We start from the raw sequence: 13,433 nt of genomic DNA on the forward strand, positions 1-13,433 counted from the left end.
AATCTCTCAAGCTGATTTATGACTCTCCCGAAGGTATCTGTCGTTACAGTTTGCTACAACAGCGACAAACTACTGCAAAAAACCATCACAAACGTGCTGCGCCAGAATTACGAGAATCTGGAGTATATCATCATTGACGGAGCGTCCACCGACTCTACTGCGCAGGTGATTGACAGCTTCCGCTCGCGCCTCACAACGGTGGTGTCGGAACCTGACAGCGGTATCTACGACGCGATGAACAAGGGCGTTCGTCTGGCCACGGGCGAATGGGTCATTTTCATGAATGCTGGCGATGGCTTTGCGGCAGACGATGTGTTGCAGAGGGTCTTTGCTGAAGAACGCGCGGCAGATGTCGTCTACGGCGACGTAGTGAAACGCGGCGTCATCAGAAAAGCCGAAGCACCGCATAATAGTCATCGTATGTTTTTTTGTCATCAGAGCGCACTGACCCGCACGGCTTGTTTGCGCGAGTATCCTTTCGATATACGCCACCGTATGTCGGCCGATTTCAAGTTGTTCAAACAGCTCATTCTTGCTGGCAAACGATTTCTGCAATTAAACTTCCCGATTGCCGACTTCGATGTGACGGGCGTTAGCAACAGTCTGCGCTCGGCAGGACTCAAGGACAACATCCGCGTGATAAGCGAGGTGGACAATCTCAAGGAGAGGATGCGCCTTTTGCCCCGTCTCTATTTCGTCTACTTTATGTGCCGCCTACGCGGTCGCTGACTCATTTTTCCGACAACGAGAGAAATTATTCATTTTCGTTGTCACGCCGTCACAAAGGTATAAACACGTTGATAAACAAGAGCTTAGATGCGTGACAACAAATTTAGTCCACAATTTTGTCGTCACCGTGTTGTCACGCTTATAATATATACGTTATCAAGCAGTTAGGCTTTGAGCGTGACGACGTGACGACGTGACAACAAAAAAAACAACATACAGGAAGAGATACATACATTCATAGTCGTCAGTAGCTTTATCCTATTCGCCAACACAATAAAGCTGTCAGTTCACGCAATAAGGATATCCGCTCACACAATAAAGCTATCAGCGAGTAAGATAGAATCTCTAATAAGAATAAAATTCAAATCATTAAACCTAAAAAAACAAAAGTGAAACAAAATTACATCCGTAAAATATTGTTGCTTGCCATGTACTGTGCAGTAACATCTGCAGTATGGGCAGAACCCGTGGGAAAAGATGCGGCGCAACGGATTGCGGCAAAGTATCTTGCAAATCCTGAAATGCAGCCAACAACGGCCCTTATGCGTGCTCCGCGAACAAATGAGCAGGCAGCTTATTATCTCTTCACAAATACCAGCGACAACCGATTTGTTATTATTTCGGGCGAAAGTCAATTGAATGAGTTGGTTGGTTATGGAACACTGAGTGCTGATAAAGCCAAGAAAGCTATTCCTGAAGAATTCAAGATGATGCTTCGACGCTATGAAAAGGTAGTATCAGCTGTACGCGAGGGGATGCCCCAAGCGCCTTCTGTGAAGCTTCCCAAGCAACGAGAAGTGCTGCCTTTGCTTACCTGCCATTGGGAACAGAATTTCCCTTTTAATCAGTACACTCCCAAGCAGGATGGCGTGAATACGCCAACAGGATGCGTTGCTACTGCCACTGCCCAGCTTCTATATTTTCACAAGTGGCCAAAGTCGCGCCCCAACTCTTATATAAAGTCTGAAGGTTCCGAAGCTCAGAAGAGTGCCGACTATCTGTGGGAAGATATGCGAGACAGAGCAAAAGATATGAACACGAGAGGGGGAGATGCTGTAGGCGTGCTGATGAGAGATGTGGGCAAAGCAATCCATACGTCTTACTTTATTTTGGGAAGCAGCTCCAATCTGCATCGTGCGATGGAGGCTTTACGCAATGATTTTGGATATTCTGTGCGCCATGTGTATAAGGATTATATGCTGGCAAGTACTTTTCAAGAAATTCTGCTCAATGAACTTGCCGATGGTTACCCTGTTCTGGTTTGCGGAGGTTCACATGTTTTTGTATTCGATGGATACGACAGACGTGGATTTGTACATGTCAACTGGGGCTGGGGTGGAGAGTTTGACGGATACTTTGATATCAATACTATCTACCTTAATGTCAGTGGATTTGGATTGAGAGATGGTAAGTTCTATGAAGAAATAGAAGTTGTTTTTGCGCATCCCAAAGACGGACAGCATAAAGAGTTTGCTACAACCCGAGAGATAGAAACAAGAAGTGTACACGCTTTCACAATTACAGAAAAAGATGTAGAGCGCGGCACATTGCTGAATGCCAAGATAGAAAAGATTGGTAGTAACAACCCTATCAATGGCAGCCTGGGACGCTTTACGGGAAAGGTGGCACTGGGGCTTTACAATGACAAGGGAGTGCAGGTAAAACTTTTCAACTCCGTTCAAACAGAACTAATGCTCAGTAGTATCTTTACAACGACAAGTATAGAATTTAACAATCTCGATTTTGCTGAGCTTCCCAATGGTACTTACACACTTAAGCCTCTATCTAATGAGTTGATAGAACAACCTTCTACCTATTCGGGTTGGCAACCAATAGCTTATGCAAATACACAAACTGTGGAATTGACGAGCGATAGAATCATAGTAAAAGAGATGGCGGCTCGCGTTCCACTTTCATTGGAGCGAAGCCCCGAAGTACTTGCTCCGCTCTATCAATATAGCGGCGACCAAGGCATGATAGGTATTGTTGTCCGCAATGATGGCTGGGAAGATGTGCGCGGAAACCTATTTGTAGAGTTTGAGGGAAAAGAAAATGGCATTAAGTTTACCGCGCCTAATCAGGAGTTTGTGTGTGCTCGACACCTCGAAACAACCGCGATGCATGCTCCCATTTTAACGTCTTACTCCACAAACGGCGTCAGCCATGCTCTTCTTGCTGGTCGTTATACTGTCAACTTCTTCATTTCTGTTGATAAGGGAGACAAAACTTTTGAGAAGATACCTATTATTACAGATACGCCGATAGAGATAGAAGTGCTGCCCAATACAGCACCCTACAAGCTCAGCATCAAAGGAATTGATTTCATCGCCAACGGGAAAACAACCGATCTGCAAGTGTTTGATCCGAAAGAAATACAAATGTTGGGACTAATGGTGCTTGCAGAATTGCGCGGCAGTAAAGGATATTCTGGTGCGCTGCGTTATCGTGCGAAGGACATTGCTGATGAAAAAGTCATCGAACTCGGCTCTAAATCTTATGTTTCTTTCCAACCCTTCGCCTACATAACCCCCAAGACAACGCTGGTAGAGTTTCCTCTCAACCGTTTAGAGGCTGGACACACCTACGAAGTGCATGTAGAGATAGAGAAAGATGGGCAGTGGGTAGATGTATGGAATAATTTAACTCCTCGTGTGCAGTTTGAAATTGCGTCTTCTGTGAGTACAGATATTACTACGACAGAGACAACCTCCAAGGCTTCAGAGGTGTATAGCCTCCAAGGTGTTCGCATTACCACTCCTGCTGGTCAATTGTCTAAGGGAATCTATATTATTAACGGAAAGAAAGTGAAGAAATAAAGATATTTCCTCATCCGCATCAACAAATAAAACTCAATACAATAATGAAAAAAAGAATTTGTATACAACTGATAGCACTCATTGCTATCCTCTGCTATCCAATCAACCTCAGAGCCGACGACTATAGCCTGGCACCCTCTACGGGGCAAAAGGTATATGTACCCATCCATGCACAGAGCGCGAAAGGACTGCTATATATCACCAATTACGGTAAAGCCACAGTTCAAGATTTCACTTATACGCTTTCTTTCGAGGGAACGATCCTGATGGAGAAAAAACATATCATGGAAGAGCCGCTGCCACGCATGGAGGTAGCCACCGTAGAAATAGAAGTGCCGCCCCATTCACAGCTCTCTGAAACTGAATTGCAGATAGAAATCACAAAAGTCAACGGCGAGCCCAACAGAGCTACCATCCCTTACGCCAATCTTCCTCGAGTCACCGTTACACAAGTGCCTCACCGAAGAGTAGTAGTGGAAGAATACACGGGAATGTGGTGCAAATACTGCCCACGCGGCATTGCCCTCATGGAGAATTTGGAAAATACATATCCAGACGATTTCATTGGCATTGCTATTCATTCGTCAGATCCTCTAAAATGTTCTGACTATGCTTGGAATATATCCAAAATACAAAACTACCCCACGCTCCAAATGAACAGAAGTCGCAAACTTTCTTCTTTTATCGCCACGGATGAGTTTGAAAAAGAAAGGGCTATGGGAGCCGACATGGACATTGATGTCTCCGCCCAATGGGACAAGCAGAAAGAGAACATCACCGTTATCCCCAGTGTTACTTTCCGCGTCTCCCCCAAAGAGGCAACATACGCCGTGGCCTATGTGCTGACAGAGGATGGAATGACAAAGCCCACCTGGATACAATACAATGTATTCTCTGGAGATGCGAGCCTCCGCGGTATTTCAGCAGAACTGGATAAGTTCATCAATGCTCCATCTGTGATAAGAGGGCTTCCAAACAACTTCACGGCAATTGCAGCAAAGAGCGTTTACACTCCTGCCGAAGAAGATTACATCAAGACCCCAATAGAGGTGGACAAGACTCAAAGTTTCACGCACGTGTTTGACATCTCCAGCAACAACCTGCTACAAGACAAGTCGAAGTTAAAAGTATGTGTGCTGCTCATTAACCTGAATACTAAGAAAATCGAAAACGCAGCAAAATGCAGCATAACCGATGCTCTCTCCACAGGTATTTCCTCTGCTGCGGAAGCACAAAAACGCGCCGTTGAAACAGCACGCTACACGCTCGATGGCCGTCGTATCCAAGCTCCGCAAAAAGGAATCAACCTCGTGAAATATAGCGATGGTCGTGTGCGCAAAGAAATCATAACGCGCTAAGGCGCTTTGAGAAGAACAAAGAGACATATTCTCTAACACATCTCTTATAGATAGTGTCCCTAAAAGCTTACACACTTTTAGGGACACTTCTTTTATCTGAAAAACAAATCCTATTTTTCAATGCAATAAGGATAGCGGCGAAGGCTTTTATCCTTTAGAACGTTTCGCCCCAGTCGGAGCGGTCCAGATTGCGGTAGCCAACGGCTTCGGAAATGGCGTCGAAGCCCACCTCCTCTTGTCCTGCCAAGTCGGCTATGGTGCGCGCCATTTTGAGTATGCGCTCGTAGGCTCGAGCACTGAGATCCATCTTCTTCATTGTCATGGCCAACGCCTCTCGCCCAGCTGCATCGGGCTGCGCAAAGCGTTCGATTTCGCGTGCGCCCATCTGCGCATTGCAATGAATGCCGGGCAAATTAGCAAAGCGTTCGGTTTGCACGGCACGCGCCTTGGCCACACGCTCACGTATGGCCGAACTACTCTCTCCTTTGGGCGAGCGTTGCAGTTCTTCAAGCGGCACTGGCGTTACTTCGATCTGCAAATCGATACGGTCCATCAGCGGCCCACTAATCTTCGACATATAGCGCTGAATCATACCCTGATTACAACTGCACTTATGCGTTGGGTCATTATAATAACCACAGGGACAAGGATTCATAGCGGCCACGAGCATAAAAGAGCAGGGGAGATTGGCGCTATATTTGGCGCGGTTGATATTGATAACTCTGTCCTCCAGCGGCTGGCGGAGGGTTTCGAGCGCACTGCGCGAAAATTCAGGCAACTCATCGAGGAAAAGTACGCCGTTATGGGCCAACGAAATTTCGCCAGGCTGAAGATTGACGCCACCTCCTATCAAAGCTACATCGGAAATGGTGTGGTGAGGACTGCGAAAGGGGCGGCGAGCAATGAGTGAGGTATTTTCTGGCAACTGGCCTGCAATGCTGTAGATTTGCGTGGTTTCGAGCGATTCGGACAACGTGAGTTGTGGAAGAATGCCAGGGATGCGCTTGGCCATCATACTTTTGCCGCAACCAGGCGAACCGATAAGCAGCAGATTATGTCCTCCGGCGGCGGCCACTTCAAAGGCTCGCTTGGCGCGCTCTTGGCCCTTCACTTCGGCAAAGTCGAGAGGATAGTCGCTCTGTGCTTGGTAGAACTCCTCCCGCGTATTGACCTCAACGGGTTGCAGGAGCGACTGACCGTTGAGATGGTCTACCAGTTCGCTGAGTGTACTCACACCGATCACTTTCAGCTGATTGACCACACCGGCCTCCCGCTCGTTTTCGCGGGGAACAAAGAGCGTGTCGTAACCCAGGCTGCGGGCTTCGATGGCAATAGGCAGCGCGCCGCGCACAGCTCGCACGGAGCCGTCGAGGCCTAACTCGCCTACGAACATCATACGCTCAAGCGTGGGACACTTAATGAGGTCGCACACCGTGAGCATGGCGATGGCCAGTGGGAGGTCGAAGCCAGAGCCCACCTTGCGGATGTCGGCGGGGGCAAAGTTGATAGTGATATTGAGTCGGGGGAGGCGCAAGGACGAATTGATGAGCGCGCTCTGCACGCGCTGTCGGCTCTCTTTTACAGCATTGTCGGGCAAACCGACCATAAAGAAAGGCGTTTCTCCAAGAGCGTCGTGCTTGGCAGGAGAGGCGTTGATTTCGACCATCACGCGGAGGGCCTTCAATCCGTTTACTACGGCACTGTGAATTTGGGTAAACAAGGAAGAATGTTTTTAGGATATTGAAAGAAACGAGAGGGGTAGCAGGCCACACAAAGGACCTGCTGACACACTCACTCCAGAAGTTTTGAAACGCGGCTTTCCAAATCGGCAGCAGGAATATCGCGCGCTACGACACGTCCCGCGGCATCAACGAGGATATTACCGGGGACATAGCGCACTCCCAGCTTTTCGGCCACAGGCGAACGAAAGGCTTTTCCGTCACAAAGCGTCGGAACTGTGAGTGTATCAGCCGTCACGCGGTGTCGGCAATCGGGGATGCTGGTGTCCATCGAAACGGTCACTATCTGCATCTTACTCCCATAGGCTCGCTGCAAACGCTTCACGCAATTGAGCATTTCGGTGCTTTCAGCCGACCAGTTCGCCCAGAACACTACGAGAGAGGGCTTACCCTTTAAGGTGGCGTTGGATACAACAGTCCCATTGAGCGCGGTGGCGGAGAAATTCTGCAACGGCATACGTGCCGAATTGGACAAGAGCGGACGTAGGCGTGCATCAAGTTGGGTTATCAACACCTTGTCGGCTTGTTTCTGTTTGAGCAAGTCGAGCAGTTGCAGCGCGGTGGGAGCGTCGAGTTCCTTTTCCCCTGCAAAATATTCGAGGAAAAGCACCAAGCCATCAAGCGTTGTAGCATTGTCGCGGATGTACTGGGCTGCGGCCATCCGCACATTGGAGGCGGGTTTGCCCAGATTGGTGTGGCGAAACTTTGAGAGGCGTTCGTTGCTCTCCGTTCCGCTCACATCCACATCGCTCAACTTCCCTGCATCGCCCGCAATATGGATGGTGGTTCCTGGTTCAGCAATCACCAGCGTGCGCGAGAAGTTGGGGTAGAGCAACGTGAGGACTTCCGTGCTCTCCAAGGCTTTCTCGTAGCGAAACTTACCGTCCTCGATGCGAACTGTATCAATGCCCGCAAACTTTTCTCCGTCATTGTAGACATAGAACTCGGCATTGTTGAGATTTTTGAACTCTCCAGTGATGCGCACATGGTGCTTGTCCGGTCCGCAAGCGGTCAGAACCACCAATGCGAGCAGGAATAAGCTGCAAAGGGAACGGCGTGTAAGCATTTATTTCGTGATGTTTTGGAAATCGGCAGTATTGAAGTAATTGGCAAACTCCAGATCCTTAGCGGCGCGAGCCTTGAACGTGCTGTCGAGCTTAAAGGCTTGCTCGAGATTCGGCACTACATCGGCTGCCTGACGCGTGCGGGCAGCGAGGATAGCCTTCAGATAGGCAGTTGTAGCATCGGGTTGAGCAACGCGAGAGAGCGTTGTGCGCGCCTCTGTATAGTTTTTGTTCAGTATCTGTGCCAGTGCGGCGGAATTGGTATTCACGCCTTGCAACTGGCGAGCTGCTTGTGCATATTGTCCACGAGCCAATGCCAAATTGCCCAGCACTTCGCCGTAGTTGCGTGCCGTTGCGGCTTGTCCCAGATAGTCCTCCGATGTTTTAGAGTCGCCTTCGGTCAGCGCCAGCAGGGCAAGGTTCGCTTTGGGCTCGGCTGCCTGCTCGTTTTTCTTTGCGGCTTTGGAGAAAAAGTCCTTTGCAGCGGTGAGATTGCCCTTTTCATAAGCCAACACACCGAGGTTGTTCACCGCGCGGTAGTCAGTGGGGAAGAGTCGGTCAGCAGTGGTGTAGATATTCTCTTTTTCGGCTGGATCGTCCGCCAGTGTGGCAGCATAGAGCAGTTCTTCGATGCTGAGTTTTGAAGCATCGGTCTGCAACTGCTGCTGTATCTCATCGTCGGTACGTCCCACAATCAGATAGTTGATAGTAAGGCGTGAACGGCGAAGTTCGGGCAATACCTCGTCAGCCAGTTCGCGGAAACCAGCAGATAGGTTCTTGATTTGCTGTTCGCGCTGTTCGGGGTCTTGATACATGGAGAGCACGCGCAGAATCACCTCTTTGTCCTGAATGTTGCTCTGACTCACGAGTTCCTGGAAGCCTTCCCAGTCCTGCGCGGTATAACGGGAGTTAACCTCACCTTCGAGGTTTATTTTCTTCAGCTGGCTCTTCACATAACAACCTGAAGCGTCATCGCGACTCTGTGCCAACTTGGTGTTGAGTTTCTCACCGCCATCGGGCGATGCGTAGGAACTCACCTCCACATTTTCCAATTCTAAGCGTTTGCCGTCGGCTTTGATGTTGCGGAGAGTCTGCACAAAGTCTTTCACAGAAGCCGATTGCAATTCGCTGGTGCGGATGCGAGCTTGCTGGATGAGGTACTTGATTTGTGCTTCCTGCTTTTGCTCGATGGTGTACTGGAACTTGTCCTCTCCCAGAGCGGCATTGGCAGAAGCAGCGGTGCGACAGAGCAGTGTGCTGGTAGCCAGTACGCCGTCGGCAACTTTCACTTCGGGGATGTTCACCTTCTTCTTTCCAACAGTGGCATCAAACGTAACGTAGAGTTCGGAGCGCAGCATCTCGTCGCGGAAGGGGAATGTGGTGCGCAGGTTGTAGTTGCCGCCCAATAAGTACGAAATTTCTTGATGATTTCCTTGCACTTTCTCGCCCTGGAAAATATCGCCGGCACCCGTAGATTTCCCGCCTTGAAAACGCAATACGGGAGTAATCTTGACCACAGCGTTCTTTTTCATATACTTCTCAGGGAAACGCCCAGAGATGACCACAGGCACCTGATTATCCACAGCTTCGAGCGGTGAGGGTGCTACTGCAAAATTTTCAGAACTTAAAGACCCCATCTTGGAACAAGAAGTCAGGCCAACAGTGGCGGCCAGTGCCAGATAAACGAGAGGTTTGCTTTGCATGATTTTTCTATATTGGATGTTGTACGCAGCAAAGATAATGATTTTTTTCGTTCGTTGTTCGCGATAAAGAACACCTACCACTGATTGCCGCAGTTTTCACGCGCTCAGACGGGATTATACCACAGATTTCCACCCGCATTCTGCCCTTTGAAAGCAGGCATTTGCGCATCTTCGGCCTTATGCGCAGGATTGCTCCCCTTGAGCCGCTCAAAAATACAATAAGGGCGTCGGCTGACGCAATAAGGATGTCAGCTGACGCAATAAGGAAGCCAGCCGACAGCCTTATTGTATTCACGGATAGCCTTATTCTGTTCTGCTGCCTATGAGGACGACAAAGCGGCTTCCTTATTGTGCTAATCGGCTCTCCTTGCGTTCTTTCCGCCCGAAGTATCGCACGCTGGATTTCAAGCCATTCTCAGCGCGTTAGTTTTACGCTATTTCTTGACATCTCAAACGTTTCTCGACAAGACATAAAGAAATCCATCCGCCAAAAGCGGACATCCCAAGAGGGCTGGCTTTTGGCGGATGGATGAGTAGGGGAGTGGGTGGATGAATCTGCGTTTAGAGTTTCTTCTGCGTGGGTTGTTCGCCCAACTTCTTACAGTATTTACCGCCCAACCAGCAATAGAGGCCGAGTACCACAAAGGGGATGCTCAACATCTGGCCTTGATTCAGTCCGATGGCCTCAACCATCGACAGCTCCCAAGGCTCTTGCACTTCCTTGAGGAACTCTACGAAGAAACGGAAGGCGAAGATACACGTCAAGACCCAACCGAAGAAATAGCCCGTGCCGACCTTCGTTTTGTAGCATTTGTAGAGCCACAAACCGATGGGGAAGAGGAGCAGATAGAACAGGGCTTCGTAGAGCTGTCCCGGATGTCGCGCAAAATTTTCATGGTTCTGCACAAAGATAAAGCCCAGCGCAGAATCAGTGGGTTTGCCCACAATCTCGGAGTTCATCAAGTTACCCAAACGAATGAAGCAGGCAGTGATGGGCGTGGCTATGGCGATGTTGTCGAGCACGCGCATCAGATTCACTTTGTACTTTCTCACGTAGAACCAAAGGGCTATCATGAGGCCCAGAGTACCGCCGTGGCTCGCTAAACCTGCGTAGCCCGTAAACTTCCAACTGCCATCGGCAAGGTGCTTCATGGGGAGAAACATTTCGAGGGGGTTAGCCATGAAATAAGCCCGCTCATAGAAGAGGCAGTGGCCCAGGCGCGCGCCCAATAATATACCTACGAAACAATAGATGAAGAGGGGGTCAAACTTTTCATCGGGCAGGCGTTGGTCCTTATAGAGCCACATAACGACCAGATAGGACAAGGCGATACCTACGACCCACATGATGGCGTACCACACAATGGGGTGACCGAACACAGTGAAGGCCACCTTGTCCGGATTCCAGACGATGGACAACAGGGCCGCACTGTCGAATCCTTTCCCAAAGGAAAGCGGAGCTACAAGGGCTTGCAGCTGCACGAGAATATGGGATAAAAAATGAATCATAATGAGATGATTTTAAGGGGAAGGGATGTGTTGAAAAAAAGACAAGTCGCACTGGCCGACCAGAGCAACTTGTCCGAAAATATCTTTTATACGTTGAAGCGGAAATAAACGATGTCGCCGTCTTGCATAACATACTCCTTACCTTCGATATGGAGCTTGCCAGCTTCGCGCACACCTGCTTCCGAACCGTAGCTGATGTAGTCGTCGTACTTAATGATCTCGGCACGGATAAAGCCACGCTCGAAATCAGTGTGTATAACACCGGCGCACTGCGGAGCTTTCCAACCCTTGTGGAAAGTCCAGGCTTTCACTTCCATCTCGCCTGCGGTGATGAACGTTTCCAACTGTAGCATTTTGTAGGCAGCTTTGATGAGTCGGTTCACGCCTGACTCTTCCAAACCGGCCTCTTGCAAAAATTCTTGGCGTTCCTCGTAAGTTTCGAGTTCTGCAATGTCGGCTTCAGTCTGAGCCGCCACCACGAGGATTTCTGCCTCCTCTTCCTTGACAGCTTCGCGCACCTGTTCCACGTAAGCATTGCCGCTGGCAGCACTTCCTTCGTCGACGTTGCAAACATAAAGCACGGGCTTGGAGGTCAGCAGAAAGAGATTGCGAGCTGCCTGCTGTTCTTCCTTAGATTCGAAGCTAACGGCGCGGGCATTCTTGCCTTGCTCGAGCACTTCCTTGTAGGCCTTCAGCACATTATATTCAATCTTGGCGTCCTTGTTTCCGCCGATCGTTGCGAGCTTCTCCACCTTCGGCAGGCGGCTTTCAACGGTCTCCAAGTCCTTGAGCTGTAGCTCCGTGTCAATGACAGCCTTGTCTCTCACAGGGTCGACGGTGCCGTCAACATGGACAACGTTGTCGTCGTCAAAGCAACGGAGCACGTGGATAATGGCGTCGGTCTCTCGGATATTGCCAAGAAACTGATTACCTAAACCTTCGCCCTTTGAAGCCCCTTTAACCAAGCCCGCAATATCGACAATCTCCACCGTAGTAGGGACAATGCGGCCGGGATGGACTATTTCGGCCAACTTATTAAGGCGTTCGTCGGGCACAGTTATGACGCCGACATTTGGCTCTATCGTGCAGAATGGGAAGTTTGCGCTCTGAGCCTTTGCATTACTCAGGCAGTTGAATAACGTTGATTTACCCACGTTTGGTAAGCCAACGATACCACATTGTAAACTCATATTGTCTTATTTCATTATATTTTCAGCCGCGAAGTTAGTAATTATTCGGTGAAATAAGGCATTTGGACATGGCCCTCATAAGGTTACAAACAAAAAGCCCCCTCCATTTCCGCCGTAAAAAGGAGTGCCCGATTACCAAAATAAGGAATCCGAGCACTCCCTTTATTAGGGGAAATGGAGGGGGCTTTCTATATTTTTAGATTACCATTGTCACATAAGAAATGGGGAAGATAACAGAGTAAGGATGTATACCTACGTTGAGCTTCTTCAAGAAAGAACCTTCGCTACTATAGATGTAAACGAAACCAGGTTTATTAAAGCCTTTGCCATCTGGGTCGGAAGTAACGATAACATATTTCTCGTTGAGATCCGTAAAGAGACCCGTGGGAGCCGGAGCCATCTCGCGCTCCTCAAAGTGGTTATTTGAATCCTCTTTTAAGGTAGAGCCATTGAAAATCTTAACCTTTGTTTTCACTTCTCCCGTACTCCAATTGGTCTGTGAATCGAAAACATAGAGCAGATTACGCAAACAAACGATATGATTACCAGCTGCCACCTTATCTACCTTGTCTGATTTGGAAATACGTTGTACTTCAGGCGCAATAGTACCATAGTTACCCATACATACTACGAATACGTTGCCAGCATTATCCACATCCATGCGGCCAGGGTTTATGCCAACAGGGATGTCCTTTGTTTTCTTGAAAGTCTGAAGGTCAATCTTTGCCACCTTCTTTCCGTTTGCATATCCGTTTGCAGAATTATAACCGTCGGATATAGAAGCGTACAAATGCTTATTAGCTACGACAAGACAGGCAGGATTTGGACCTACTTTAATAGAGTCCTTTGCATAGGTTGCAGTATCAATACGAGTAACAAAACCATTATTGTTGGCCACATAAATGTTCTTGCCATCAGTAGTTACCCATTCCGGCTCAGTTGTTGAGACAGACGCAATGATTTTCTTAGTGGAGGGATTGAGCACCCAAACCAAGTTACTTGCATAAACCGAAACGTAGAGTTTAGAACCACACATTACACCGTTCTGAGGCGAATCGCCGAGACTTTGTCCATTGGCAGCCTTGAACACACTTGATGTAAGCGTTCCTTCCCAAAAGTTGTTTGCAGTGTTTCCCAACTCTAAACGATCCAATGTACCTTCTACACCTCCGTAGTAGTTACCCTGGTTGAGAACAATCATTTCCTTCTGAACCGGAACTACGTACTTTTTAGGATCTTCATTGTCGGAACAAGAGGCCAATGTAATACCAGCCAACAGCGAGAGGGCTGCAATTTTGAATGTTTTCTTCATAACTTTATGTAAT

At 48.7% G+C, this 13,433-nt stretch carries 9 protein-coding genes; 3 read left to right on the plus strand and 6 right to left on the minus strand.

Annotated features, from left to right (window positions below; translation table 11 throughout):
* Positions 1-18: 18 nt before the first annotated feature.
* From FHS60_RS02980 to FHS60_RS02990, 3 genes are all read left to right on the plus strand, one after another.
* Positions 19-729, plus strand: coding sequence for a glycosyltransferase family 2 protein (locus FHS60_RS02980; protein WP_183694769.1), 711 nt, complete (start codon positions 19-21; stop codon positions 727-729).
* 389 nt (positions 730-1,118) lie between these two features.
* Entirely contained in the window at positions 1,119-3,545 is a 2,427-nt protein-coding gene (locus FHS60_RS02985) for a C10 family peptidase (protein WP_183694772.1), read from the plus strand.
* A 44-nt stretch (positions 3,546-3,589) separates the two neighbouring features.
* Entirely contained in the window at positions 3,590-4,903 is a 1,314-nt protein-coding gene (locus FHS60_RS02990) for a thioredoxin family protein (RefSeq protein ID WP_183694775.1), read from the plus strand.
* A 154-nt stretch (positions 4,904-5,057) separates the two neighbouring features.
* Here FHS60_RS02990 and FHS60_RS02995 read toward each other — a convergent pair whose 3' ends face one another.
* The 6 genes from FHS60_RS02995 to FHS60_RS03020 all read right to left on the minus strand — a co-directional run bounded on the left by FHS60_RS02995 (position 5,058) and on the right by FHS60_RS03020 (position 13,420).
* Positions 5,058-6,623, minus strand: a complete 1,566-nt coding sequence (locus FHS60_RS02995) for a YifB family Mg chelatase-like AAA ATPase (RefSeq protein ID WP_183694778.1) — start codon at positions 6,621-6,623, stop codon at positions 5,058-5,060.
* Positions 6,624-6,694: 71 nt separating this feature from the next.
* Positions 6,695-7,708, minus strand: a complete 1,014-nt coding sequence (locus FHS60_RS03000) for a TlpA disulfide reductase family protein (RefSeq protein WP_183694781.1) — start codon at positions 7,706-7,708, stop codon at positions 6,695-6,697.
* Complete coding sequence (locus FHS60_RS03005; protein WP_183695131.1) at positions 7,709-9,409, minus strand: tetratricopeptide repeat protein; 1,701 nt, start codon at positions 9,407-9,409, stop codon at positions 7,709-7,711. It lies immediately after the preceding gene.
* Between the two features lie 561 nt (positions 9,410-9,970).
* On the minus strand, positions 9,971-10,918 hold the full coding sequence (gene lgt, locus FHS60_RS03010) for a prolipoprotein diacylglyceryl transferase (RefSeq protein ID WP_244957411.1): 948 nt from the start codon (positions 10,916-10,918) through the stop codon (positions 9,971-9,973).
* An 86-nt stretch (positions 10,919-11,004) separates the two neighbouring features.
* Positions 11,005-12,108: a redox-regulated ATPase YchF gene (ychF, locus tag FHS60_RS03015; RefSeq protein ID WP_183694784.1), complete on the minus strand. Its 1,104-nt coding sequence runs from the start codon at positions 12,106-12,108 to the stop codon at positions 11,005-11,007.
* Between the two features lie 196 nt (positions 12,109-12,304).
* On the minus strand, positions 12,305-13,420 hold the full coding sequence (locus FHS60_RS03020) for a YncE family protein (RefSeq protein ID WP_183694787.1): 1,116 nt from the start codon (positions 13,418-13,420) through the stop codon (positions 12,305-12,307).
* Positions 13,421-13,433 lie beyond the last annotated feature (13 nt).

Origin of the sequence: Alloprevotella rava (assembly GCF_014195585.1) — a bacterium.
Lineage (GTDB): Bacteria > Bacteroidota > Bacteroidia > Bacteroidales > Bacteroidaceae > Alloprevotella > Alloprevotella rava.